This window comes from Streptomyces sp. NPDC002309 (assembly GCF_053593375.1).
Genome location: NZ_JBSFCI010000021.1, coordinates 1 through 24,560, shown reverse-complemented (window position 1 = coordinate 24,560; position 24,560 = coordinate 1). Strand labels below are relative to the sequence as shown.

At 71.5% G+C, this 24,560-nt stretch carries 19 protein-coding genes; 11 read left to right on the top strand and 8 right to left on the bottom strand.

Translation table 11 applies throughout. From position 1 onward, the window contains the following. Window positions 1–14: 14 nt before the first annotated feature. Both ACWCPM_RS18805 and ACWCPM_RS18800 read left to right on the top strand, forming a co-directional pair. The gene (locus tag ACWCPM_RS18805; protein WP_450977315.1) at window positions 15–1,379 is read left to right on the top strand and encodes an FtsW/RodA/SpoVE family cell cycle protein; all 1,365 of its coding nucleotides are present in this window, start codon (window positions 15–17) and stop codon (window positions 1,377–1,379) included. Then, complete coding sequence (locus ACWCPM_RS18800; protein ID WP_450977314.1) at window positions 1,376–2,851, top strand: penicillin-binding transpeptidase domain-containing protein; 1,476 nt, start codon at window positions 1,376–1,378, stop codon at window positions 2,849–2,851. Before ACWCPM_RS18805 ends, ACWCPM_RS18800 begins: the two co-directional genes overlap by 4 nt. On the opposite strand, the gene ACWCPM_RS18795 is transcribed toward ACWCPM_RS18800, so the two are convergent. Continuing rightward, the gene (locus ACWCPM_RS18795) at window positions 2,848–3,960 is read right to left on the bottom strand and encodes a ferritin-like domain-containing protein (protein WP_450977313.1); all 1,113 of its coding nucleotides are present in this window, start codon (window positions 3,958–3,960) and stop codon (window positions 2,848–2,850) included. The genes ACWCPM_RS18800 and ACWCPM_RS18795 overlap by 4 nt on opposite strands. Window positions 3,961–4,048: 88 nt before the next feature. Here ACWCPM_RS18795 and ACWCPM_RS18790 point away from each other — a divergent pair, with 88 nt between their 5' ends. The 4 genes from ACWCPM_RS18790 (at window position 4,049) to ACWCPM_RS18775 (ending at window position 7,468) form a co-directional block, all read left to right on the top strand. Continuing rightward, the gene (locus tag ACWCPM_RS18790) at window positions 4,049–4,987 is read left to right on the top strand and encodes an AurF N-oxygenase family protein (protein WP_450977312.1); all 939 of its coding nucleotides are present in this window, start codon (window positions 4,049–4,051) and stop codon (window positions 4,985–4,987) included. A 231-nt stretch (window positions 4,988–5,218) separates the two neighbouring features. Further along, on the top strand, window positions 5,219–5,875 hold the full coding sequence (locus ACWCPM_RS18785) for a TetR/AcrR family transcriptional regulator (RefSeq protein ID WP_450977311.1): 657 nt from the start codon (window positions 5,219–5,221) through the stop codon (window positions 5,873–5,875). A gap of 10 nt (window positions 5,876–5,885) precedes the next feature. After that, a complete protein-coding gene (locus tag ACWCPM_RS18780; RefSeq protein ID WP_450977310.1) occupies window positions 5,886–6,182 on the top strand; it encodes a hypothetical protein in 297 nt (98 codons plus the stop codon). A 104-nt stretch (window positions 6,183–6,286) separates the two neighbouring features. Further along, a complete protein-coding gene (locus ACWCPM_RS18775; protein ID WP_450977309.1) occupies window positions 6,287–7,468 on the top strand; it encodes an NlpC/P60 family protein in 1,182 nt (393 codons plus the stop codon). Here the strand turns inward: ACWCPM_RS18775 and ACWCPM_RS18770 are convergent. From ACWCPM_RS18770 to ACWCPM_RS18750, 5 genes are read right to left on the bottom strand one after another with little or no spacing between them, the layout of a single operon-like run. Beyond that, window positions 7,443–8,708 carry a styrene monooxygenase/indole monooxygenase family protein gene (locus tag ACWCPM_RS18770; RefSeq protein ID WP_450977308.1) on the bottom strand — a complete coding sequence of 422 codons (1,266 nt, stop codon included), beginning with the start codon at window positions 8,706–8,708 and terminating at the stop codon, window positions 7,443–7,445. The genes ACWCPM_RS18775 and ACWCPM_RS18770 overlap by 26 nt on opposite strands. A 24-nt stretch (window positions 8,709–8,732) precedes the next feature. Beyond that, the gene (locus ACWCPM_RS18765) at window positions 8,733–9,371 is read right to left on the bottom strand and encodes a GTP-binding protein (RefSeq protein ID WP_450977307.1); all 639 of its coding nucleotides are present in this window, start codon (window positions 9,369–9,371) and stop codon (window positions 8,733–8,735) included. Then, window positions 9,352–9,780 carry a DUF742 domain-containing protein gene (locus ACWCPM_RS18760; protein WP_450977306.1) on the bottom strand — a complete coding sequence of 143 codons (429 nt, stop codon included), beginning with the start codon at window positions 9,778–9,780 and terminating at the stop codon, window positions 9,352–9,354. Before ACWCPM_RS18760 ends, ACWCPM_RS18765 begins: the two co-directional genes overlap by 20 nt. After that, complete coding sequence (locus ACWCPM_RS18755) at window positions 9,777–10,280, bottom strand: roadblock/LC7 domain-containing protein (protein WP_450977305.1); 504 nt, start codon at window positions 10,278–10,280, stop codon at window positions 9,777–9,779. Before ACWCPM_RS18755 ends, ACWCPM_RS18760 begins: the two co-directional genes overlap by 4 nt. After that, entirely contained in the window at window positions 10,277–13,219 is a 2,943-nt protein-coding gene (locus ACWCPM_RS18750; RefSeq protein ID WP_450977304.1) for a nitrate- and nitrite sensing domain-containing protein, read from the bottom strand. The genes ACWCPM_RS18755 and ACWCPM_RS18750 overlap by 4 nt, the downstream gene beginning before the upstream one ends. A 374-nt stretch (window positions 13,220–13,593) precedes the next feature. Here ACWCPM_RS18750 and ACWCPM_RS18745 point away from each other — a divergent pair, with 374 nt between their 5' ends. Next, window positions 13,594–14,382, top strand: coding sequence for a protein phosphatase 2C domain-containing protein (locus ACWCPM_RS18745; RefSeq protein ID WP_450977303.1), 789 nt, complete (start codon window positions 13,594–13,596; stop codon window positions 14,380–14,382). A gap of 9 nt (window positions 14,383–14,391) precedes the next feature. On the opposite strand, the gene ACWCPM_RS18740 is transcribed toward ACWCPM_RS18745, so the two are convergent. Together ACWCPM_RS18740 and lon are read right to left on the bottom strand one after the other, a co-directional pair. Next, entirely contained in the window at window positions 14,392–14,883 is a 492-nt protein-coding gene (locus tag ACWCPM_RS18740; RefSeq protein WP_450977302.1) for a MarR family winged helix-turn-helix transcriptional regulator, read from the bottom strand. Window positions 14,884–15,112: 229 nt separating this feature from the next. Beyond that, window positions 15,113–17,527, bottom strand: coding sequence for an endopeptidase La (lon, locus tag ACWCPM_RS18735; protein WP_450977301.1), 2,415 nt, complete (start codon window positions 17,525–17,527; stop codon window positions 15,113–15,115). 203 nt (window positions 17,528–17,730) lie between these two features. Here lon and ACWCPM_RS18730 point away from each other — a divergent pair, with 203 nt between their 5' ends. The 4 genes from ACWCPM_RS18730 to ACWCPM_RS18715 all read left to right on the top strand — a co-directional run bounded on the left by ACWCPM_RS18730 (window position 17,731) and on the right by ACWCPM_RS18715 (window position 24,453). Continuing rightward, window positions 17,731–18,408, top strand: a complete 678-nt coding sequence (locus ACWCPM_RS18730; RefSeq protein ID WP_450977300.1) for a spermine/spermidine synthase domain-containing protein — start codon at window positions 17,731–17,733, stop codon at window positions 18,406–18,408. Window positions 18,409–18,521: 113 nt separating this feature from the next. Beyond that, complete coding sequence (locus ACWCPM_RS18725) at window positions 18,522–19,262, top strand: response regulator transcription factor (RefSeq protein WP_450977299.1); 741 nt, start codon at window positions 18,522–18,524, stop codon at window positions 19,260–19,262. After that, a complete protein-coding gene (locus ACWCPM_RS18720) occupies window positions 19,259–20,368 on the top strand; it encodes a sensor histidine kinase (RefSeq protein ID WP_450977298.1) in 1,110 nt (369 codons plus the stop codon). The genes ACWCPM_RS18725 and ACWCPM_RS18720 overlap by 4 nt, the downstream gene beginning before the upstream one ends. Window positions 20,369–20,649: 281 nt before the next feature. Then, complete coding sequence (locus ACWCPM_RS18715) at window positions 20,650–24,453, top strand: multifunctional oxoglutarate decarboxylase/oxoglutarate dehydrogenase thiamine pyrophosphate-binding subunit/dihydrolipoyllysine-residue succinyltransferase subunit (protein WP_450977297.1); 3,804 nt, start codon at window positions 20,650–20,652, stop codon at window positions 24,451–24,453. Window positions 24,454–24,560: the final 107 nt, after the last annotated feature.

The window sequence follows — 24,560 nt, the reverse complement described above, 5'->3', positions numbered from 1 at the left end:
GGTAGGTTCCGGACATGATGAAGGCCGGAACCGGAACCGCCGTGGCAGCGGACGCGCCCGCCCCCGAGGTCCGTCTCCCCCGGCGCCGCGGCATCGAACTCACCCTCATCGTCGTGGCCGTCCTCCTCTCGGTGTACGGCTACTGCGTCACCGGCCTCGCCAGGACCGGCGCCGTCCCGCCCGGCGCCGCGGGCTACGGCGCGGGCCTCGGCGTCCTCGCGCTGCTCGCGCATCTCGCGGTCCGGCTGCGCGCCCCCTACGCCGATCCGCTGCTGCTGCCCATCGGCGTGCTGCTGAACGGCCTGGGCCTGGTGCTGATCCACCGGCTGGACCTGGAGACGCCGGGCGACCGCGCGGCTCCCGCCCAGCTGGTCTGGTCGGCGCTGGGCGTCACCCTGTTCGCGTACATCGTCGCGGCCCTGCGCGATCACCGGGTGCTGCAGCGCTACGCGTACGTCTGCGTCGCCGCGGCGCTGGTCCTGCTCACCCTGCCCATCTTCTTCCCGGCCGTGAACGGCGCCCGCATCTGGATCCGGATCGCCGGGTTCTCCATCCAGCCCGGCGAGTTCGCGAAGGTGCTGCTGGCGGTGTTCTTCGCCGCGTACCTGGCCGCCAACCGCAACGCGCTCGCCTACTCCGGCCGGCGGGTCTGGCGGCTGCAGATCCCCACCGGCCGCGTCCTCGGCCCGATCGTCGCCATCTGGCTGGTCAGCGTCGGTGTGCTGATCCTGGAACGCGACCTCGGCACCTCGCTGCTGTTCTTCGGCCTGTTCGTCGTCATGCTGTACGTCGCCACCGGCCGCACCGGCTGGATCGCGGTCGGCCTGCTGCTGGCGACGCTCGGCGCGGTCGCCGTCGGCCACACGGAACCGCACGTGGCCGCCCGGATCCAGGACTGGCTGCACCCCTTCGCCTCCATCGAGGCGGGCCAGGGCCCCAATCAGCTCGCCCAGTCGCTGTTCGCGTTCGCGGCCGGCGGTGTCCTCGGCACCGGTCTGGGCCTCGGGCACTCCGTCCTGATCGGCTTCGCCACCAAGTCCGACTTCATCCTGGCGACCGCGGGCGAGGAACTGGGCCTGGCCGGCCTCTCCGCGATCTTCCTGCTCTACGGCCTCCTCGTCGAGCGCGGCTACCGGGCCGGCCTCGCCCAGCGCGACCCGTTCGGCCGGCTGCTGGCGGTGGGGCTCGCCTCGATCGTGGCGCTCCAGGTGTTCGTCATCGCGGGCGGGGTGACCGGCCTGATCCCGCTGACCGGCATGGCGATGCCGTTCCTCGCGCAGGGCGGCTCCTCGGTCGTCACCAACTGGGCGATCGTGGCCCTGCTGATCCGGGTGAGCCACTCGGCCCGCCGACAGCACGACGGGCAGGTCGCCCCATGACCCGGCACATCCGCCTCGCCGCCGCGTTCTGCGCCCTGCTGCTGGTCGCCCTCCTGGTCAACGCGGCCCGCATCCAGGTCTTCCAGGCCGGCCAGTACGACGCCAACACGGCGAACCGCCGTCATGAGATCAGCCGTTACGGCCAGCCGCGCGGCGACATCCTGGTGGGCGGCCGCCCGGTCACCGGCTCCGAGGACACCGGAGAGCCGCTGCGCTACGAACGCAGCTACCGGCAGGGCCCGTTGTACGCCCCCGTCACCGGCTTCGCCTCGCAGGTCTACGGCACCACGTTCCTGGAGCACGCGGAGGACGGCACCCTCTCCGGCAGCGACCCGGTGCTCTCGCCGTTCCCCCTGTGGAACGACTTCACCCGCGCGCGGGGCGTCGGCGGCGACGTCGTCACCACCCTCGACGCGGCGGCGCAGCGGGCGGCGTTCGACGGGCTGGCCGGCCGCAAGGGCGCGGTCGCGGCGATCGAGCCGGCCACGGGCCGGATCCTGGCGCTGGTGTCGACCCCGTCGTACGACCCGGCGAAGCTGTCCGGGAACGGCCCGGCGGTCACCCGGTCCTGGCTGGCGCTGAACGAGGACCCGGACAAGCCGATGCTGAACCGCGCGGTACGGCAGACCTATCCGCCGGGTTCGACGTTCAAGGTGGTCACCGCGGCGGCGGCGCTGGACGCCGGGGTCGTCGATGATCTCGACGCGCGGACCGTCTCGCCCGACCCGTACCGGCTGCCCGGCACCACGACGTCCCTGCGCAACGAGGGCCGCCGCTGCGGCAACGCCTCGCTGCGCACGGCCTTCGAGCGGTCGTGCAACACGGTCTTCGCCAAGCTGGGCGTGGACGTCGGGGTGACGCGGATGGCGGCGACGGCCCACGCGTTCGGCTTCAACGACACCGAGCTGCGCATCCCGTACGCTGCGGCGCCGAGCACCTTCGACACCGAGGTGGACAAGGCCCAGCTGGCCCTGTCGTCGATCGGGCAGTACAACACGCGGGCCACCCCGTTGCAGATGGCCATGGTCGCGGCGGCGGTCGCCAACGGCGGCCAGCTGCGGGAGCCGTACCTGGTGGAGCGGACCACCACCGGCCGGGGCGCCACGCTCTCCACCGCCGGCACCCGCCCGCCGCGCCAGGCCATGTACCCCTCGACCGCGGCCCGGCTGCGCAAGCTGATGCGCGGCGTGGTGGAGCACGGCACCGGCACCAACGCCGCGATCCGGGGCGCGACGGTCGGCGGCAAGACCGGCACCGCCCAGCACGGCGTCGACAACTCCGGTACGCCGTACGCCTGGTTCGTCTCCTGGGCGCAGGGCGAGAAGGACGTGGAGCCGAAGGTCGCCGTCGCGGTGGTGGTGGAGGACGCCGCCGCGCACCGCCGTGACATCACCGGGGCCGGCATGGCGGCCCCGATCGCGCGGGCGGTGATGCAGGCGGTGCTCAAGTCGTCCCCGGACCCCCTGGGTTAGGGCCCGCTGTCGCCGCCCGCCTCGATGGCGTCCGTCACCTCCGCGACGCGCTCGTGCTCCTCGGCCGCGAAGCGTTCCGCGTCGAGCTTCTCGGCGATCTCCTCGTCCTGCGCCATCAGCAGATCGAGGTTGGAGTCACCCATGTCGAAGACGCCCATGTCGACGTACGCCCGCTGAAGGCGCTCGCCCCACAGGCCGATGTCCTTCACGCACGGCACGATGCGGCTGAACAGCAGTTTGCGGAACAGGGCGAGGAACTCGGAGCGTTCGCTGTACTCCTCCGCCTCGGCGCGCGGGATGCCGAAGTTCTCCAGCACCTCCACGCCCCGCAGCCGGTCCCGCATCAGATAACAGCCCTCGATCACGAACTCCTCGCGCTCGCGCAGTTCGGCGTCGCTCAGCTGTCGGTAGTAGTCGCGCAGGGCCATCCGCCCGAAGGCCACGTGCCGGGCCTCGTCCTGCATGACGTAGGCGAGGATCTGCTTCGGCAGCGGTTTGTCGGTGGTGTCGCGGATCATGCCGAAGGCGGCGAGGGCGAGGCCCTCGATGAGCACCTGCATCCCCAGGTAGGGCATGTCCCAGCGGCTGTCACGCAGGGTGTCGCCGAGCAGCGACTGGAGGTTGTCGTTGATCGGGTAGAGCATCCCGATCTTCTCCTGGAGGAAGCGCGCGTAGATCTCCGCGTGCCGGGCCTCGTCCATGGTCTGGGTCGCCGAGTAGAACTTGGCGTCCAGGTCGGGGACGGACTCGACGATGCGGGCGGCGCAGATCATCGCGCCCTGCTCGCCGTGCAGGAACTGGCTGAACTGCCAGGAGGAGTAGTGGCGTCGCAGCTCGCCCTTGTCCCGCTCGGAGAGCTTCGCCCAGTGTCTGGTGCCGTGGAGGGAGAGCGCCTCGTCGGGCGTGCCGAGGGGGTCGTACGGATCGACCTCCAGTTCCCAGTCGATCCGTCTCTGCCCGTCCCACTGCTTGTCCTTGCCCTTCTGGTACAGGGCCAGCAGGCGGTCGCGTCCGTCGTCGTACTCCCAGTTGAACCGGGCCTGGCCGGCCTGAGGGACCGGCCAGAGGGGCTCGCCGGGGTCCATGGCGTACAGGTCGAAGGTCGACATGCTGGCAGGCTCACACGTGGTAGACGCGGGGTCAACAAGTGGCGCGCGAGGGATTGACGGGCTTGCTGACGGGCAGTCTCATAATGGCATGACGACCCTCACCGATGCCGAAGCACTGGAAGGGCTGCGCGACGCGCTGGGCCTGCTCAAGGATCGCGAGCAGGTGGCCGAGCGGCTGCTCGACTCTTCCGCCAAGCACTCCTTCGACCCGGACAAGGAACTGGACTGGGACGCGCCCTTCGAGGAGGGCAAGTGGTTCTGGCCGCCGGAGCTGGTGTCGCTGTACGGCACGCCGATGTGGCGGCGGATGGGCGAGGAGCAGCGGATCCTGCTCTCCCAGCACGAGGCGGCGGCACTGGCGTCGCTGGGCATCTGGTTCGAGATCATCCTGATGCAGCTGCTGGTCCGGCACATCTACGACAAGGCGGCGACGAGCGCGCATGTGCGCTACGCGCTGACCGAGATCGAGGACGAGTGCCGGCACTCGAAGATGTTCGCCCGGCTGATCGCACGCGGCGAGACGCCCTGGTACCCCGTGAGCCGCGCCCACCAGCACCTCGGACGCCTGTTCAAGACCGTCTCGACGACGCCCGGCTCCTTCACCGCGACCCTGCTCGGCGAGGAGGTCCTGGACTGGATGCAGCGGCTGACCTTCCCCGACGAGCGCGTCCAGACGCTGGTCCGCGGGGTCACCCGCATCCACGTCGTGGAGGAGGCCCGGCACGTCCGGTACGCCCGTGAGGAACTACGGCGCCAGATGGTCACGGCACCGAAGTGGTCCCAGGAGTTCACGCGGATCACCTCGGGCGAGTTCGCCCGGGTCTTCTCGGTCGCCTTCGTCAATCCCGAGGTCTACACCAATGTGGGCCTGGACCGGCGGGAGGCGCTCGCCCAGGTGAAGGCGAGCGGCCACCGCCGGGAGGTCATGCAGACCGGCGCGAAGCGCCTGACGGACTTCCTGGACGACATCGGCGTACTGCGGGGCGTGGGGCGGCGACTGTGGCGGTCGTCGGGCCTGCTGGCGTAGGGGGCTCGTGGCAGGCGGGCACGGGTGGTACGAGGCGCACGGGTGGTACGAGGCGCGGGTGATACAAGGCGGGCGCGTGCCGCACGAACACGCGCCGCACGAGACTCACGCCACGAACACGCGCCGCACGAACGCCGGTCGTACACGGCTCGTCGCGATCCCGCCGCATCCTCCGGCCCTGGCGCATTCGCCCCGCGGTGCCCCGGCACCCGGCCGACTACCCTGCCCGGTATGACCCCCGCCGCGCCCACCCCCGCCTATCGCCGCCTCAGCGTCGAGGAACGCCGCAGCCAGCTGCTGGACGCCGCACTCAGCCTCTTCGCCCACCGCGCCCCGGAGGACGTCTCCCTGGACGACGTGGCGGAGGCGGCCGGGGTCTCCCGCCCCCTGGTGTACCGGTACTTCCCCGGCGGCAAGCAGCAGCTGTACGAGGCCGCCCTGCGCTCCGCCGCCGAGGAGCTGCGGCTCTGCTTCGACGAGCCGCGCGAGGGCCCCCCGCTGCCCCGGCTGTCCCGCGCCCTCGACCGCTACCTCGCCTTCGTCGACCAGCACGACGCCGGTTTCAGCGCCCTGCTCCAGGGCGGCAGCGTCGTCGAGACCTCCCGGACCACCGCCATCGTGGACGGCGTGCGGCGGGCCGCGGCCGTGCACATCCTGAGCCACCTGGGCGTCACGGACCCGGGGCCCCGCCTGCGGATGACGGTCCGGATGTGGATCACCGCGGTCGAGGCGGCCTCCCTGATCTGGCTCGACGAGGGCAAACGGCCGCCCCTGGACGAGCTGCGGGACTGGCTGGTCGACCAGTTCGTCGCCGTCCTGTCCGTCACCGCCGTCCGCGATCCGCAGACCGCGTCGGTCGTGGCCGCCCTGGCCTCGGCGGATGGCTGAGACTGGTGCCGTGAAGAGCGAAGAGACCCCCTTCGAGGGCGGGCCCATGGACGGCCGGGTGCTGCCCGTGCTGCTCGGGATCACCGGGCACCCGCCGAAGACGTACCGCATCCCGGTCCCGGACCCGCACGGCGGTCCGGCCACCGTTCTCGTGTACCGGCGCGAGCCCCGCGGCCAGGGGCGGCTCACGCACCGGTGGAAGTACGTCCACGACCCCTCCGAGGACCAGGGCGGGAGCCGGCTCAGGTGGCCGTGGCGCAAGCCAGACGCCACGCCGAAGCGCAAGCCGGACGACGCGAACGGGTGACCTGATTACGCCGTCCCGCGGAGCCTCGGCGCGCGGGCCGCGCGCGCACGTCACATGCTCACGGAGCGGAGCGGACCCGCCGCCCCGCGACCGGAGGTGATGACGTGTCAGGAAGGCTACTGCGCTTGGTGTGTACGGCGACCGTGGCGGCCCACGCCGTTCTCGCAGCCGTGCCGGCGGCGGCCGCGCCCGGACCGGGCGACCCCGAAGGGCGCTCGGTCTCCTCGCTGCTGACGGATCTTCAGCGGCTGTACCGCGAGGCCGAGAAGGCCACGGAGACCTACAACGCGACCGAGGAGCGGCTGACGCGGCAGCGCGCCGCGGCACGGCGCCTCGACGGCGAACTGGCCCGCGCCCGTCTCGCCCTGCACTCCAGCCGCGGCGCCGCGGGCCGGCTGGCCCGCCAGCAGTACCAGGGCCGCAGCGACATCTCGCCCTACGTCCGTCTGCTGCTCGCCCGCGATCCGCAGCACGCGCTCGAACAGGGTCATGTGATCGGGCAGCTGGCGCGGAAGCGAGCCAGGACGGTGGAGGAGCTGGCCGCGGGCGAGCAGCGGGCCGACGGTCTGGCCCGCAGGGCGCGCGCCGCGCTGGACCGGCAACTCGTCCTGACCGAACGCCGCAAGAAGGAACGCGACGAGGTGCGCGCACGGCTCGGCGAGGTGGAGAGTCTGCTCGCCTCGCTCACCGTCGAGCAGCTGACCGCGGTGGCGAAGCTGGAGAAGGACGGGATCGCCGAGGCGCAGCGGAAGTTCATGGCCGCCGAGGCCCCCAGCGGGGGGCAGACACCGACCCGGGAGGGCGACCGGGCGGTGCGCTACGCGGTGCGGCAGCTCGGCAAGCCGTACGCATGGGGCGCGGAGGGCCCCCGGACGTACGACTGCTCGGGGCTGACCTCGCGGGCCTGGGCGGACGCCGGGACACCGATCCCGCGCACCAGCCAGGAGCAGTGGGCGCGGCTGAACCGCGTCCCGCTCAAGGAGCTGCGCCCCGGCGACCTGGTCGTGTACTTCCCCGAGGCCACGCATGTGGCGATGTACCTGGGCGACGGCATGGTCGTCCAGGCACCGCGCCCCGGCGCCAAGGTCAAGGTCTCCCCGGTCGCGGCCAACCCGGTCCTGGGCGCCGTACGCCCCGACCCGCGGGGAAGGCCCCTGCGGCACTACACACCGCCGAGGCTCCCCGCGGGGGCGCGGGACGGCAGCGACGACGGCTACGCGTCGGCGACGCCGCCCCCGGCGCGGACCACGCCCGTCCCGGCTACGCCTGCGCGCCGGAGCCGGTGACCTCGGCCAGGTACGCCGCCGTCCTCTCCGGCTCGTAGAAGAAGTCCTCGAAGTCCGCCGGGTCGTTGAAGCCGTTGGCGAAGCGGTCGGCGACCGGCTGGAGCTGGCCGCCGGCGCCGATCAGGTTCAGGATGTGCTCCGGCGGCGGGGCCAGCATGGCGTTGGTCCACTTGGTGACGTGCTGGGCGGTGTTCCAGTAGCGGTCGAACGTCTGCTGCATCCACTCCTCGTCGAACGGCTTGTCGCCGTGCTCCACGATGGCGGCGAGGTACGCGGCGGCGCACTTCGACGCCGAGTTGGAGCCCTGGCCGGTGAGCGGGTCGTTGGCGACCACGACGTCGGCGACGCCGAGCACCAGCCCGCCGCCGGGCAGCCGGCCGACGGGGTTGCGCACGGTCGGGGCGTACCGGCCGGCGAGCGTGCCGTTCGCGTCGGTCAGTTCGACCTTGGTGGCCCGGGCGTACTCCCAGGGGACGAACTTCTCCATGAGTTCCAGGGTCAGGGAGAGGTGCTCCGCGGGGTCCTTGACGCCGGCGAAGGCGTCGAGCGGGCCGCCGGGTATGCCCTCCCAGAACAGGATGTCGGCACGGCCGGACGTGGTGAACGTCGGCATCACGAACAGCTCGCCGGCGCCGGGCACCAGGTTGCAGCGGACCGCGTCCATGTCCGGGTGCTCCGGGCGCGGGGCGAGGCCGTGCACATAGGCGACGGCGAGGGCTCGCTGCGGCTCGGCGTACGGGGAGCGCTCGGGGTCGCGGGCGAACATCTGCACCAGCTCGCCCTTGCCGGCCGAGACCAGCACGAGGTCGTACGCACGGGAGAAGTAGTCGAGGTCCCCGACCGCCGCGCCGTGGATGACCAGCTGGCCGCCGCGCTGCGCGAACGTCTCCATCCAGCCGGCCATCTTCACCCGCTGGTCCACCGACTGGGCGTAGCCGTCCAGCTTGCCCACCCAGTCGATCGCCCGCTGCGAGGGGCCGGGGTCGAACGAGCCGGGGGCCGCCACCGAGACGCCGAGCCCTTCGATCTTCGGGGCCTGGGACTCCCAGAAGTTCAGCTTCAGGTCGCGCTCGTGCTGGAGGGCGGTGTCGAACATGCACTGCGTCGACATGACCCGGCCGGAGCGGATCTCGTCCGCCGTCCGGTTCGACATCAGGGTGACCTCGTACCCGTTCGACTGGAGTCCGAGGGCGAGCTGGAGTCCGGACTGACCGGCTCCGACGACGAGTATCTTCCGCATGCGGGTGGTGACTCCTAGGTCGGTCTACTCAGGTGTTTCGTCGAGCGCGTGGCCGACGAGAGCCAGGAGGGTCTCGATCGCGGAGATCCGGCGGCGCGCATCCATGATCATTACAGGTATGTGCGCCGGGATCGTCAGCGCCTCCCGCACGTCGTCCGCCTCGAACTGGTCGCTGCCGTCGAAGTGGTTGACCGCCACGACGTAGGGCAGTTGGCAGCTCTCGAAGTAGTCGAGGGCCGGGAAGCAGTCCTTGAGCCTGCGGGTGTCGGCCAGCACGACCGCGCCGATCGCACCGCGCACCAGGTCGTCCCACATGAACCAGAACCGCTGCTGGCCCGGCGTGCCGAACAGGTAGAGCACCAGGTCGTCGTCGAGCGTGAGGCGGCCGAAGTCCATGGCCACCGTGGTGGTCAGCTTGCCGGGCGTCGCGGTGAGGTCGTCGGTCTCCTCGCTCGCCTCGGTCATCAGCGCCTCGGTCTGCAGCGGCGCGATCTCCGAGACGGAGGTGACCAGCGTGGTCTTGCCGACGCCGAAGCCGCCCGCCACCACGATCTTGGTGGCGATGGGGGCTCGGGTACGGTCCGTCTGCCACGACTTGAGATCCTCGTCGGGCTCGACGAGCGGGGAGACGCCCGGGGCGGCGTCAGAGACGACGGAGTCCACTCAGCACCCTTTCCAGCAGAACGCGGTCCGGACGGCCCGTGCCGTGACCGGTTCCCGTTCCGTACACACGGATCTTTCCCTGGTCCGCGAGATCGCTGAGGAGCACGCGGACCACGCCGAGCGGCATCTTCAGCAGCGCGGCGATCTCGGCCACCGTACGCATCCGGCGGCAGAGTTCGACGATGGCCCGCAGTTCCGGCATGACCGTGGACCGCAGGGAACCGTTCGTCAGTTCCTTGCGCTCCTCGGCTGCCTCGATCGCGGCTGTGCTCGTCACGAAGGTCTCGACCAGCAGCACGTGCCCGAAGCGGGTGCGGCCGCCGGTGAGGGAGTAGGGGCGGACGCGGGCGGGCTTGCGGTCGCCTCCGCGTACCGGGAGCTTCCTCGGCGTGGCGGGTGTACTGCTCATCGGGCACTCCCCGTCGGTTCGGACTCCAGGGATTTGCGCAGTTCGCTGCGGAGTTCGGGCGTCAGGACATGGCCGGCGCGGCCCACGAACAGTGCCATGTGGTACGCCACCACACTCATGTCGCATTCCGCGGAGCCGTGCACGCCGAGCAGCGAGCCGTCGCTGATCGACATCACGAACACGCTGCCCTCCTCCATCGCGATCATGGTGTGCTTCACCGAGCCGAACTCCAGCACCTTGGCCGCGCCGATGGTGAGGCTGCCGATGCCGGAGACGACGGTGGCCAGGTCGGCGGCGGAGCCGCGCGGGCCGGTCGGCCGCGTCTCGCGCGTCTCTCGCGCGGCCGCGTTCCTCCCGTCGTCGGAGGAGAGCAGCAGCAGCCCGTCCGAGGAGACGACCGCGACGGACTGGATGCCGGGCACCTCCTCGACCAGGTTCGTCAGCAGCCAGTGCAGATTGCGGGCCTCACTGCTCAGTCCGAACGTACTGGTCGCGGTCAACTGCTTGCCTCCTCGACGGTGCCCCCCGTGGATTCTTCGGCATGTGCGTGTGCTGGGGCGGACTCCGCCGCGTAGCGGGTCGCGGTCCCGTGCGCGGCCTCCGGGGCCGGACCGGACGCCGGCTCCGTCCCGCGGGCCCGCTCGGCGAGCTCGGCCTCGACGTCGCGCAGGCCGGCCGCGGCGCCCTGGCGGAAGCCGCCCAGCCGGCGGCGCAGGGCGTCGGCGTCGACGGAGCCGCTGCGCGGACGGGGCGCGGACACGGGCGCGTTGATCTTCGGCGTGCGCTTGGGCAGGCCCTTGTCGGTGACGCGCTCGGGCTCGGCCCCCTCGTCGGGGGTGCGCTCGTGGGCGTCGGGCCCTATGGCGTAGGGGTCGTGGGCCGCCCCGGCTGCGTCCCGCTCCGGGGACGGCTCGTACGGCCGGACCTCGTCGGCACGCGGCGCGGCGTCCGGGTGCGGGCCCGCCGGCAGATCGCGGTCCTTGTCCGTATCCCGTACCGGCATGTCCGCGACACCCGTGCCCGGCTCGGCGCCCGGGCCGGGCACGGTCCGCGCACCCGCCGCGGCCCGCGTCCCGCGGTCCTGGCCGGCGTGGTTGTCGTCCGTGGGCCGGGCCTCGTCGGGTCCGGCCGGCTGCTCGGGGAGCAGGAGCTCCATCGTGGTCTCGGCCGGGGACTCGGGAATCTCCCGGTCGGCGGCCCGTACCGCGCGCTCGGCCAGCGCCACCAGCGGGTCGCCGCTCCCCGAGCGGCCGGGCAGGACGTTGGAGTTGGCCTCGGCGTCGGCGCCGGGCAGGGAGACGCCCTGCGCGCCCTCGGCGAGGGACGCGGGCGTGGACGACGGCACGGCGGCGGCCGGGGCCTCGGCGAACAGCGACTGGGGCAGCCCCACGACGGCGGCGACACCGCCCTGCTTCTGCTCGCGCAGCGAGACGCGCACCCCGTGCCGGTGGGCGAGCCGGGCGACGACGTAGAGGCCGAGCCCGAGACCGTCATCGCCCTCCTGGTCGTAGGGGGAGGCGGGGTCGAAGTCGGCGAGCCGGGCGTTGAGCCGGGTCATCCGCTCCTCGGTCATGCCGATGCCCTCGTCCTGGACGGAGAGCATCACCTCACCGTTCTCCAGCAGCCAGCCGGAGACCTCGACGGGCACGTCGGGCGGGGAGAACGAGGTGGCGTTCTCCATGAGTTCGGCCAGCAGGTGGGACAGGTCGTCCGCGGCGAACCCGGCGATGTGCGCGTGCGGCGGAAGCGCGGTGATCCGGACCCGCTCGTAGCGCTCGATCTCGCTGACCGCGGCCCGTACGACGTCGACCATCGGGACCGGGCCCGCGTGCTGCTGGACGTGCTCGGTGCCGGCCAGCACGAGGAGGTTCTCGCTGTGCCGGCGCATGACGGTGGCGAAGTGGTCGAGCTTGAAGAGGGTGGCGAGCCGCTCGGGGTCCTGCTCGCGCTCCTCCAAGCCCTCGATGACGCCGAGCTGGCGCTCGACGAGCCCGAGGGTGCGCAGCGCGAGGTTGACGAAGGTGCCGCCGATGCTGTCGCGCAGCCGGTCCAGCTGGGCGGCGGCGTCGGCCAGTTCGGTGCGCAGCCCCTCGCGGGCGTCGGCCATCTTCTGCCGCTGGCCGACGAGGTGCTTGCGGTCGGACTCCAGGGTGTTGATCCGCGTGTGCAGGGCGGCGGCGTGCTCGTGCAGGGCGTTGACGGAGCGGATGACCTCGGCGAACTCGTCGTTGCGCCCGGTGAACCTGACCGGTTCCTCGGCGGCCGGGTTCTCGGCGGCGGCCAGCCGGGCGGAGCCGAGGCGCAGCACGGCGAGCGGGCGGGTCAGGCCGCGGGCCATGCCGGTGGCGACACCGACGGCGAGCAGCATCAGCGCGCCGAGGATCGCGACACGGATCTCCAGCGCGGTGACGTCGTCGTCGCGCAGTTGCTCGAGACCGGTGGTGCGGCGCTCGTAGAGCGATGCCTCGACGCCGCGCATCAGGTCGATGCGCGCGGTGAGGGCGGCGTTCAGTTTGTCGGCGCCGATGCCGAGGTCCTCGTCGGAGAACGCGGGCTGGTCCGTGAGGTCGGCGAGGTACTTGTCGGCCGTGTTGACCTCGGGTCCCGTGACCGTGGAGTCGTAGGTGCCGCGGGCCGCCTTGGTGGCGGTGTCCCGGAAGTCGGCGAGCGCGGCGTCGGAGCGCACCCGGGCCTGCTGGGCGGCGGCCGTGAGGGCGGCTCGCCGCTTGCCGTCGGCCTCGGAGGAGACCCTGGTCTCGGTGGTGAGGCCGGTGACGGGGTCGTAGACCGACTCGGTGCTGGTGGGCACGCTGAGCGCGGCGAGCAGCAGGCCCCGGGCGGCGGCGGCCTGCTGGACGGCGGTGTCGAGTTCGGCGAGGGCGTAGGCCCCGGAGCCCGCGCGGGGCGGAAGCTGTTCGGCCAGGTCCCCGGCGAGCCGGTGGAGTTCGGCTATGGCCCCGGAGTAGGCGTCGTGCGCTTCGAGAGCGCCGCTCTGTCCGGTGAGCGCCGCCCTCCGTACGCTCGCGATGCCGTCCAGGTCCGAGCGGAGTCCGGCCGGGGTGTCGGTGTTGGCGCGCAACTCCTCGACCTGCCGGTCCACCCGGGCGCTGCGCTCTTCCGAGGGCGCCTTGTCCTTGGGCCGGCCGGCCGCGATGTAGGAGGTGACGTCGTCCCGCTCGTCCGCGAGGGAGTGGGCGAGCGTGAGCGCGTCCTGCGTCCGCCCGCCCAGTGTCACCAGGTCCTGGCTGTCGCTCAGCTGCCCGGAGGCGGCGATCACCGAAGGGGTGCCCGCGCCGGCGATGGCGGCGGCCACGACCGCCACGGCCACGATGAGCCGGTTGCGCACATGGGTCCGGCGGCCCCTGCCGACCGAGGTGCGCTGCGCGCCCCCCTCGGAGGCCGTCTGCTTGCCTGTGCGCCGAGGCCGCGTCTTCTGCACCGGTGCTCGCATTCCTGACTCGTGTACCCATGGGTTCGGGTGACGCCCCGTCAACTGGTGTGCACACCACCCGGTACGTACGGTCCCCGACCCTCCCAGTGCCGGTGGCAGGTCATCTCACATCACCCGACCGGCCACCCGAAGGAGTGAACCTCGGAGGGGAGTTGGCGGGCAAGTTCCTCCGGTGCCCGCGGCGGCGCCCGACGGCGGGCCGGTTGGACGTCGACGGCGGGCTTTGGCAGTATTCGCCGCCACGTGTTCCCGGACTCCGCCATTCCAACCCAAATCCGGCGCCTGACCTGCGGCAGTGCGGTGTTTCGACGATCGGCGCCCCCTTCGCGGGACCCTGTGAAGGGCTCGTGCAGACTGGCCCGATGCGCACGGAACTTCTCTCCCTGCCGGGTGACCCGGCCCGCCCCAACGAGGACTTCGCCGGTGTCGGACTACCCGCCTGCGGACAGGGCGGTTCCCTCGTGGTGCTGGACGGAGTGACCCCGCCGAGGGGCGGCACAGGCTGTCTGCATTCCGTTCACTGGTACACGTCCCGGCTGGGCGGGGCCCTGACCGAACTGACCGTTTCGCTCACGGATGTTCCGCTCTCCGACGCCCTGGCCCGCGCCATCACCCGCACCGCCGAGGCACACCGGGACACCTGTGACCTTTCTCACCCGCGCACACCGCAGGCAACCGTGGTCCTCGCCCGCTGGTCAGGGGAGAGCGTCGAGTACCTGGTCCTGTCCGACTCGGCCCTCCTGGTGGAGTCCCCCGACGGACTGGTCACGCCGTACCTCGACGACCGCCTGGCCAGGCTCCCCCGGGCGACCCTGGCCACCGACGCCCTGGTCGACGCGACGGTCCGCAACAAGGAGGGCGGCTTCTTCACGGCGGCCGCGGATCCGTCGGTGGCCGCGCGGGCGGTGACCGGGGTGCTGCCGCGCGACCGGGTGCGGGCGCTGGCCGCGCTGACGGACGGCGCGACCCGGTGGACGGAGACCTTCCGGGAGGGGGACTGGGCGGACCTGTTCGCCTTCGTCCGCAAGCAGGGCGCCGAGGCCCTCGTCGAGCGGGTACGGGCGCTGGAGGCCGCCGACCGCGAGGAGCGGAGGTATCTGGGCCGCGGCAAGACCCACGACGACGCGACGGTCGTCCACGTGGAGCTGTGAGAGCCCCTCCTACTTCTCCATCCCGGAGTTCATCCGGTGCAGCAGACGCGCCAGCTCCGCCACCTCGCGGCGGTCCCAGTGGTCGAGCTTGCTGACGTAACGGGCGCGGCGGGCCTCACGGACCCGCTGCACCCGGGAGCGCCCCTCCACGGTGAGGTGCACCAGCCAGGCGCGGCCGTCGGCCGGATCGGGCTCGCGGGCCACCAGGCCCAGGTCCTCCAGGGCGTGCAGCTGACGCGACATGGTGGCCTTGCCGACCCCGATGTAGGAGGCGAGGTCGGTGGCCCGCTGCCGGCCGCACTCGTCGAGGCGCACGAGCAGTCCGTACGCCGCCGACTCCAGGTCGGGGTGGACCTCGCGGGCCATCTCGCCCTGACTGGCGCGGGCCCGCCGCAGGAACACCGTCAGTTCGCGCTCCAGCTCCAGGAACTCCGGCTCCACATCGCTGCGCGACCCGTCCGCCTCGGCGTGGCGTCCGCCGCCGTTTCCACCCTCGTGCACGTCAGCACCCTGATCCGTTTGCCTGGTAGTGAAACCTGCCGCCGACGGCGGTCGTCACCGCAGCGCCGTCAGTATTTCGCAGGCCCGGTCCGACGGCAGCCTCCGGGGCCCCCGAAGATCACCCGGAGTACACCTGGACGCGGTCCGGCGGTCGGGATCCGGGCAGCCGCACGGCGAAGGCCCGGGCCTCCCTGACGGGACCCGGGCCTCGCCTCTCCGGTCGCGCCCGTCACACCGCGACCGGAACCTCCGGCACCGCTCCGTTCGTCGCCGGCGACAGCGCCAGTTCCAGGACCTGGCGGACATCCGTGACGGCGTGCACGTCGAGCGTGTCCAGCACCTCCGCCGGGACGTCGTCCAGGTCGGGCTCGTTGCGCTTGGGGATGATCACGGTGGTGACCCCGGCCCGGTGCGCGGCGAGCAGCTTCTGCTTCACGCCGCCGATGGGCAGCACCCGGCCGGTCAGCGAGACCTCGCCGGTCATCGCCACGTCCGTGCGGACCGGGCGGCCGGAGAGCAGCGAGGCCAGCGCGGTCGTCATGGTGATGCCCGCGCTCGGACCGTCCTTCGGCACCGCGCCCGCCGGGAAGTGGATGTGCACGCCCCGGTCCTTGAGGTCGGCGACCGGCAGCTCCAGCTCGGCTCCCCGGCTGCGCAGGAAGGACAGGGCGATCTGCGCGCTCTCCTTCATCACGTCACCCAGCTGTCCGGTCAGCGTCAGACCCGCCGCGCCCGTCTCGGGGTCGGCCAGCGACGCCTCGACGAACAGCACGTCACCACCGGCGCCCGTGACCGCGAGGCCGGTCGCGACACCCGGCACCGCCGTGCGCCGCTCCGCGGGGTCCTGGGCGGACTCGGGGACGTGGTGCGGCCTGCCGATCAGGTCGCGCAGGTGCTCGTCCGTGACGGTGAACGGCAGCTTGCGCTCACCCAGTTCGTGCCGGGCCGCCACCTTGCGCAGCAGCCTCGCGACGGACCGCTCCAGGTTGCGCACGCCCGCCTCACGGGTGTACTCGCCGGCGAGCTTGCGCAGCGCGCTCTCGTCGAGGGTCACCTCGTCCTTCTCCAGCCCGGCGCGCTCCAGCTGCCGCGGCACCAGGTGGTCGCGGGCGATGACGACCTTCTCGTCCTCGGTGTACCCGTCGAGACGGACCAGTTCCATACGGTCCAGCAGGGCCTCGGGGATGGCCTCCAGCACGTTCGCGGTGGCCAGGAAGACGACGTCGGAGAGGTCGAGCTCGACTTCGAGGTAGTGGTCGCGGAAGGTGTGGTTCTGCGCGGGGTCGAGGACCTCCAGCAGGGCCGCGGCCGGGTCGCCGCGGAAGTCGGACCCCACCTTGTCGATCTCGTCGAGCAGCACGACCGGGTTCATCGACCCGGCCTCCTTGATCGCTCGGACGATCCGGCCGGGCAGCGCGCCCACGTAGGTGCGCCGGTGGCCGCGGATCTCCGCCTCGTCGCGCACGCCGCCGAGGGCGACCCGGACGAACTTGCGCCCCATGGCGTGGGCCACGGACTCGCCGAGGCTCGTCTTGCCGACGCCGGGCGGGCCGACCAGGGCCAGCACGGCACCGCCGCGCCGCCCGCCGACCACCCCGAGCCCGCGCTCGGAGCGCCGCTTGCGCACCGCCAGGTACTCGGTGATCCGCTCCTTCACGTCCTCCAGACCCGCGTGCTCGGCGTCCAGCACTGCCTGGGCGCCCTGGATGTCGTACGCGTCCTCGGTGCGCTCGTTCCACGGGAGTTCGAGCACGGTGTCGAGCCAGGTGCGGATCCAGGAGCCCTCGGGCGACTGGTCGGAGGACCGCTCCAGCTTGTCGACCTCCTTGAGCGCGGCCTCACGGACCTTCTCGGGCAGGTCGGCGGTCTCGACACGGGCCCGGTAGTCGTCGGACTCCTCGCCCTCCTGCTCGCCGTTCAGCTCGCGCAGCTCCTTGCGGACGGCCTCCAGCTGACGCCGCAGCAGGAACTCCCGCTGCTGCTTGTCGACGCCCTCCTGGACGTCCTTGGCGATCGTCTCGGCGACGTCCTGCTCAGCGATGTGGTCGCGCAACTGCTGGGTGGCGAGCTTGAGACGGGCCACCGGGTCGGGGGTCTCCAGCAGCCGGATCTTCTGGTCGAGGGTCAGGAAGGGCGAGTAGCCCGAGTTGTCGGCCAGGGCGGACACGTCGTCGATGGCCTGCACCCGGTCGACGACCTGCCAGGCACCCCGCTTCTTCAGCCATGCCGAGGCCAGTGCCTTGTACTCCTTGACCAGTTCCGTCACGTGCCCGGGCAGCGGGTCCGGCACGTTCTCGTCGAGGCCGGTCCCCTCGACCCAGAGGGCCGCGCCCGGCCCGGTGGTCCCGGCGCCGATCCGCACCCGGCTGCGGCCCCTGATCAGGGCGCCCGGGTCACCGTCGGCGAGCCGGCCGACCTGCTCGACCGTGCCGAGCACACCCGTGCTCGCGTAGCTGCCGTCGTTGCGCGGCACCAGCAGGACCTGCGGCTTTCCGGGCGTGTCACGGGCAGCCGCCTGCGCGGCCTCCACCGCCGCCCGGACATCTGCGTCACTCAGGTCCAGCGGGACCACCATGCCGGGCAGGACGACCTCGCCGTCGAGCGGCAGCACGGGCAGAGTGAGCGGTGTGGACGTCGAAGCCATGATCTCCCCTTCGGCAGTCAAGTTGAGCTATGCCGACTCAATGCCTGGCCGCGGCGCGTTGTTCCCCCGGGAGCGTTCGCTGTGAGCGATCACCGCGAGGGCCTCCCGCGCCGATCGAACCGAAGGGCCCGAAGGACCCGAACCGTTCATGGGGCATACGGAATTCCGTCAACGTGCCGTCACGGAAGTGCCAGGATGGGCCGATGCCCACGAGCCACGACATCCCCCAAGTCCTGGACCGTCGCGAGGGCCCGCACGGCGAGGTCGTGCTGCGGCGGCACGGCGCGCTGCTGCAGATCATCGCCAACGGCTGCTTCCTGATGGACACGTCCGACGGACGGTCGGAACGGCGCCTGGTCGACGCGGCGCTCGACGCCCTCGACGGCCGCCCCGACCCGCTGGTGCTGATCGGCGGACTCGGTGTCGGATTCTCGCTCGCACATGCCGCGGGCAACCCGCGCTGGGGCGGGATCACGGTGATCGAGAGGGAACGCGCGGTCATCGACTGGCATCGCGCGGGGCCTCTTTCGGCGGTTTCGCGCAATGCGCTGGCCGATCCACGCACGCGCATCGTCGAAGCGGATCTGATCGCCTACGTCAATGAGACTTCCGACACGTTCGACGCGCTGTGTCTCGACATCGACAACGGCCCCGACTGGACGGTCACGGAGGCCAACTCGGGGCTCTACTCGAAGGCCGGACTCGCATGCTGCGCAAGGACGTTGAGGCCCGGTGGGGTACTCGCCGTATGGTCGGCGAAACCCTCCCCGGAATTTGAAGGAACCTTGTGGAATGCCGGTTTCCGGCATGTGCGTACCGAAGAGATCCCGGTTGCCCGGGGCGTTCCCGACGTCGTGCACCTCGGCGTCCGACCGGAATAGCCGAGCCACGGTGACTCCCCGTACGCTGCTTGCCTGACGCCGATCATTCAAGCGTCAATCGCAGTCATGGGATCACCCCACGGATTCCGGAAAGCACACTTCAGGGGCGGGCGATGGAGCAGACACACACCTCCCAGAACGGCACGGCGGCGGCCACCCAGGGCGCTCAGCGCCGGGTACTGGTGGTCGAGGACGACGCGACGATCGTCGACGCCATCGCGGCCCGTCTGCGCGCCGAGGGATTCCTCGTGCAGACCGCCGGCGACGGTCCGGCCGCCGTCGACACGGCCGAGGCATGGCAGCCCGATCTGCTGATCCTCGACATCATGCTGCCGGGCTTCGACGGCCTGGAGGTCTGCCGCCGCGTGCAGGCCCAGCGGCCGGTGCCGGTACTGATGCTCACCGCGCGCGACGACGAGACCGACATGCTGGTCGGCCTCGGCGTCGGCGCCGACGACTACATGACCAAGCCCTTCTCCATGCGAGAGCTGGCCGCGCGCGTGCATGTGCTGCTGCGCCGGGTGGAGCGGGCCGCGGTCGCGGCCGCCACGCCGCGCAGCGGCATCCTGCGCCTGGGCGAGCTGGAGATCGACCACGCGCAGCGCCGGGTACGGGTGCGCAGCGAGGACGTGCACCTCACCCCCACCGAGTTCGACCTGCTGGTCTGCCTGGCGAACACGCCGCGCGCGGTGCTCTCGCGTGAGCAGCTGCTGGCCGAGGTGTGGGACTGGGCGGACGCCTCCGGGACCCGGACCGTCGACAGCCACATCAAGGCGCTGCGCCGGAAGATCGGCGCCGAGCGGATCCGCACGGTGCACGGCGTGGGCTACGCGCTGGAGACGCCGACGCCATGAGCGACGGGCGGCCGGCCGCACGGAGGAGCCCCGGGGAACCCTGGGGCGGCGTACGCCCGTTCTCGATCAAGACGAAGCTGGGCGCGCTGGTCGTCATCTCGGTGCTGATCACCACCGGTCTGATGATGATCGCGCTGCGCACCGAGACGGAGCTGCGCTTCATCACGGTGTTCTCGATGATCGCCACGCTGCTGATAACGCAGTTCGTGGCGCATTCGCTCACCTCGCCCCTGGACGAGATGAACGCGGTGGCCCGCTCCATCTCGCACGGCGACTACACCCGCCGGGTGCGGGAGAACCGCTGGGACGAGCTGGGCGACCTGGCCGTCACCATCAACCGCATGGCCGACGACCTGGAGGCCGAGGACCGCCAGCGCAAGGAGCTGGTGGCCAATGTCTCCCACGAGCTGCGGACCCCGATCGCGGGGCTGCGCGCCGTGCTGGAGAACATCGTGGACGGCGTCACCCGGGCCGACCCCGAGACCATGCGCACGGCCCTGAAGCAGACCGAGCGGCTCGGGCGCCTGGTCGAGACGCTGCTCGACCTGTCCCGCCTGGACAACGGCGTCGTCCCGCTCAAGCAGCGGCGCTTCGAGGTGTGGCCGTATCTGTCCGGGGTGCTGAAGGAGGCCAACATGGTCGCCTCCGCGCGCGCCGCCATGGCCTCGGGCTCCGGCAGCCACACGCGCACGGACGTCCATCTGCACCTCGACGTGTCCCCGCCCGAGCTGACCGCGCACGCCGACCCGGAGCGGATCCACCAGGTCGTGGTCAATCTGATCGACAACGCGGTCAAGCACAGCCCGCCGCACGGCCGTGTGACCGTGAAGGCCCGGCGCGGGTCGCGGCCGGAGTCGCTGGAGCTGGAGGTCCTGGACGAAGGTCCGGGCATCCCGCGCTCGGAGTGGCACCGGGTCTTCGAGCGATTCAACCGGGGAGCGGTCAGCCGGCCGCACGGCCCCGGCAGCGACGGCGGCACCGGCCTCGGCCTGGCGATCGCCCGCTGGGCGGTGGATCTGCACGGCGGCAGGATCGGAGTGGCTGAATCCGAGCGGGGTTGCCGGATTCTTATCACTCTTCCGGGACTGCCTTCTGTGCCAAGTTGACGTAAAGTTCGAAGCGGAGCCACAAGATCCACGGGCGTCCGCGCTGTCGGACACGTGTGATCAGGCAGAGGCCCGCGTCGCGCACGCGCCGGGTCTGCGTCGCCGTACCCCTTTCGCAGCGGAACCACGCTTGTTTCCCGCCATTCCAGCCCCCGAAACACGCCCTTCGATGTGACTTGCGCGACGTTGAACGGACCCGACCTGACCTTCCCGGTCATGGAGGCGTAGCGTTGATTCCCGCTGTCCATCACCTTGTGAAGCGGAAGAGGGCGGTTGCCGCCGTGTCGCCACAGTCCCCCAGTAACACATCGAGCTCGCCCAGCCTCCGGCCGGGCGTTACCCCGACGACCGACGCGGGCGCCGCGGGCAAGAATCCCGCTGCCGCGTTCGGTCCGAACGAGTGGCTCGTCGACGAGATCTATCAGCAGTACCTCCAGGACCCGAATTCGGTAGACCGCGCCTGGTGGGACTTCTTCGCCGACTACAAGCCGGGGGCAGCTGCCACCCCGGCGCCGGCGGCCCCCGCGGCCCCCCCGGCTCAGGCACCCGCGCAGACCGCTCCCCCGGCCCCGGCCGCGCCCGCGGCCCCGAAGCCCGCCGCGGCTCCCGCGCCGGCTCCGGCCCCCGCGCCGCCGAAGGCCGCTGCTCCCGCGCCGGCCGCCGCCAAGCCGCAGCAGCCGGCGGCCAAGGCCGCCGCGCCGGCCGCCGGCGCCCCTGAGGGCCCCGAGCTGGTCACGCTGCGCGGCCCGGCCGCCGCGGTCGTGAAGAACATGAACGCCTCGCTGGAGCTGCCGACGGCCACCTCGGTCCGCGCGGTCCCGGTGAAGCTGCTGTTCGACAACCGCATCGTCATCAACAACCACCTGAAGCGCGCCCGGGGCGGGAAGATCTCCTTCACGCACCTGATCGGCTACGCGATGGTGCAGGCCATCAAGGCCATGCCGGCGATGAACTGGTCGTTCGGCGAGAAGGACGGCAAGCCGACCCTGGTCAAGCCGCCGCACATCAACCTCGGTCTCGCCATCGACCTGGTCAAGCCGAACGGCGACCGCCAGCTGGTCGTCGCGGCGATCAAGAAGGCCGAGACGCTGAACTTCTTCGAGTTCTGGCAGGCCTACGAGGACATCGTCCGTCGCGCCCGCGACAACAAGCTGACGATGGACGACTTCACCGGTGTCACGGTCTCCCTGACCAACCCCGGTGGCCTCGGCACCGTCCACTCGGTCCCGCGCCTGATGCCCGGCCAGTCGGTGATCATGGGCGTCGGCGCCATGGACTACCCGGCGGAGTTCCAGGGCACGTCCCAGGACACCCTGAACAAGCTCGGCATCTCGAAGGTCATGACGCTCACGTCGACCTACGACCACCGGGTGATCCAGGGCGCCGCCTCCGGCGAGTTCCTCCGCCAGGTCGCGAACCTGCTGCTCGGCGAGAGCGGCTTCTACGACGGCATCTTCGAGGCGCTGCGCATCCCCTACGAGCCGGTCCGCTGGCTCAAGGACATCGACGCCAGCCACGACGACGACGTCACCAAGGCCGCCCGCGTCTTCGAGCTGATCCACTCCTACCGGGTCCGGGGCCACGTCATGGCCGACACCGACCCGCTGGAGTACCGCCAGCGCAAGCACCCCGACCTGGACGTCACCGAGCACGGCCTGACCCTGTGGGACCTGGAGCGCGAGTTCGCCGTCGGCGGGTTCGCCGGCAAGTCCCTGATGAAGCTGCGCGACATCCTGGGCGTGCTGCGCGACTCGTACTGCCGCACCACCGGTATCGAGTTCATGCACATCCAGGACCCCAAGCAGCGCAAGTGGATCCAGGACCGCATCGAGCGCCCGCACACCAAGCCGGAGCGCGAGGAGCAGCTGCGCATCCTGCGCCGGCTGAACGCGGCCGAGGCGTTCGAGACCTTCCTGCAGACGAAGTACGTCGGCCAGAAGCGCTTCTCCCTCGAGGGCGGCGAGTCGGTCATCCCGCTGCTGGACGCGGTCATCGACAGCGCGGCCGAGTCCCGCCTGGACGAGGTCGTCATCGGCATGGCCCACCGCGGCCGGCTGAACGTCCTCGCGAACATCGTCGGCAAGTCGTACGCGCAGATCTTCCGCGAGTTCGAGGGCAACCTCGACCCGAAGTCGATGCACGGCTCCGGCGACGTCAAGTACCACCTGGGCGCCCAGGGCACCTTCACGGGCCTGGACGGCGAGCAGATCACGGTCTCGCTGGCCGCGAACCCCTCGCACCTGGAGGCGGTCGACCCGGTCCTCGAGGGCATCGCCCGCGCCAAGCAGGACATCGTCAACAAGGGCGGCACGGACTTCACGGTCCTGCCGGTCGCGATCCACGGCGACGCGGCCTTCGCGGGCCAGGGCGTGGTGGCCGAGACCCTGAACATGTCGCAGCTGCGGGGCTACCGCACCGGCGGCACGGTCCACGTGGTCATCAACAACCAGGTGGGCTTCACCGCGGCGCCCGAGTCCTCGCGCTCCTCGATGTACGCCACCGACGTGGCCCGCATGATCGAGGCCCCGATCTTCCACGTGAACGGCGACGACCCGGAGGCCGTGGTCCGCGTCGCGCGGCTGGCCTTCGAGTTCCGCCAGGCGTTCAACAAGGACGTGGTGATCGACCTCATCTGCTACCGCCGCCGCGGTCACAACGAGTCGGACAACCCGGCCTTCACCCAGCCGCTGATGTACGACCTGATCGACAAGAAGCGCTCGGTGCGCAAGCTCTACACCGAGTCCCTCATCGGTCGCGGCGACATCACCCTGGAAGAGGCCGAGCAGGCGCTCCAGGACTACCAGGGCCAGCTGGAGAAGGTCTTCACCGAGGTCCGTGAGGCCACCTCGCAGCCGGCGTCGGTGGAGACCCCGGACACGCGGGCCGAGTTCCCGGTCGCCGTGAACACGGCCGTCTCCGCGGAGATCGTCAAGCGGATCGCCGAGTCCCAGGTCAACATCCCCGACCACATCACCGTCCACCCGCGTCTGCTGCCGCAGATGCAGCGCCGGGCGACGATGGTCGAGGACGGCACGATCGACTGGGGCATGGGCGAGACCCTCGCCTTCGGCTCGCTGCTCCTGGAGGGCGTCCCGGTCCGGCTCGCGGGCCAGGACTCCCAGCGCGGCACCTTCGGCCAGCGGCACGCGGTCATCATCGACCGCAGCACCGGCGAGGAGTACACGCCGCTGCAGTACCTGTCGGAGGACCAGGCACGCCTGAACGTCTACAACTCCCTGCTGTCCGAGTACGCGGCGATGGGCTTCGAGTACGGCTACTCGCTCGCCCGCCCCGACGCACTCGTGCTGTGGGAGGCTCAGTTCGGTGACTTCGTCAACGGTGCGCAGACGGTCGTGGACGAGTTCATCTCGTCGGCCGAGCAGAAGTGGGGCCAGACGAGCGGTGTGACGCTGCTCCTCCCCCACGGCTACGAGGGCCAGGGCCCGGACCACTCGTCCGCGCGCCCGGAGCGGTTCCTCCAGATCTGCGCCCAGAACAACATGACGGTCGCGATGCCGACGTCCCCGTCGAACTACTTCCACCTCCTGCGGTGGCAGGTGCACAACCCGCACCACAAGCCGCTGGTCGTCTTCACGCCGAAGTCGATGCTGCGCCTGAAGGCCGCCGCGTCGAAGGCGGAGGAGTTCACCACGGGCGGCTTCCGTCCGGTCATCGGCGACGCGTCGGTGGACCCGGCCGCGGTGAAGAAGGTCGTCTTCTGCGCGGGCAAGGTCTACTACGACCTGGAGGCCGAGCGGGTCAAGCGCGGCGTCACGGACACGGCGATCATCCGCATCGAGCGGCTGTACCCGCTGCCGGGCGCCGAGCTCCAGGCGGAGATCAAGAAGTACCCGAACGCCGAGAAATACCTGTGGGCCCAGGAGGAGCCGGCGAACCAGGGTGCCTGGCCGTTCATCGCGCTCAACCTGATCGACCACCTGGACCTGGCGGTCGGCGCGGACGTCCCGCACGGCGAGCGCCTGCGCCGCATCTCGCGGCCGCACGGCTCGTCGCCCGCGGTGGGTTCCGCGAAGCGGCACCAGGCGGAGCAGGAGCAGCTGGTGCGTGAGGTGTTCGAGGCGTGAGCCTCTGAACGCCGAGTGACGAGAAGGGTCCGGCCCCGAGTTCCCAGAACTCGGGGCCGGCCCCGTTTAGTGACAACGGGACCCCCGCGGGGGCCCCCCGGGGAGGG

Bases quoted from the DNA above. Each gene is read 5' to 3' on its own strand.
- ACWCPM_RS18805 (WP_450977315.1), top strand. From the start codon at position 15: ATGATGAAGGCCGGAACCGGAACCGCCGTGGCAGCGGACGCGCCCGCC.
- ACWCPM_RS18800 (WP_450977314.1), top strand. From the start codon at position 1,376: ATGACCCGGCACATCCGCCTCGCCGCCGCGTTCTGCGCCCTGCTGCTG.
- ACWCPM_RS18795 (WP_450977313.1), bottom strand. From the start codon at position 3,960: ATGTCGACCTTCGACCTGTACGCCATGGACCCCGGCGAGCCCCTCTGG.
- ACWCPM_RS18790 (WP_450977312.1), top strand. From the start codon at position 4,049: ATGACGACCCTCACCGATGCCGAAGCACTGGAAGGGCTGCGCGACGCG.
- ACWCPM_RS18785 (WP_450977311.1), top strand. From the start codon at position 5,219: ATGACCCCCGCCGCGCCCACCCCCGCCTATCGCCGCCTCAGCGTCGAG.
- ACWCPM_RS18770 (WP_450977308.1), bottom strand. From the start codon at position 8,708: ATGCGGAAGATACTCGTCGTCGGAGCCGGTCAGTCCGGACTCCAGCTC.
- ACWCPM_RS18760 (WP_450977306.1), bottom strand. From the start codon at position 9,780: ATGAGCAGTACACCCGCCACGCCGAGGAAGCTCCCGGTACGCGGAGGC.
- ACWCPM_RS18745 (WP_450977303.1), top strand. From the start codon at position 13,594: ATGCGCACGGAACTTCTCTCCCTGCCGGGTGACCCGGCCCGCCCCAAC.
- lon (WP_450977301.1), bottom strand. From the start codon at position 17,527: ATGGCTTCGACGTCCACACCGCTCACTCTGCCCGTGCTGCCGCTCGAC.
- ACWCPM_RS18730 (WP_450977300.1), top strand. From the start codon at position 17,731: ATGCCCACGAGCCACGACATCCCCCAAGTCCTGGACCGTCGCGAGGGC.
- ACWCPM_RS18725 (WP_450977299.1), top strand. From the start codon at position 18,522: ATGGAGCAGACACACACCTCCCAGAACGGCACGGCGGCGGCCACCCAG.
- ACWCPM_RS18720 (WP_450977298.1), top strand. From the start codon at position 19,259: ATGAGCGACGGGCGGCCGGCCGCACGGAGGAGCCCCGGGGAACCCTGG.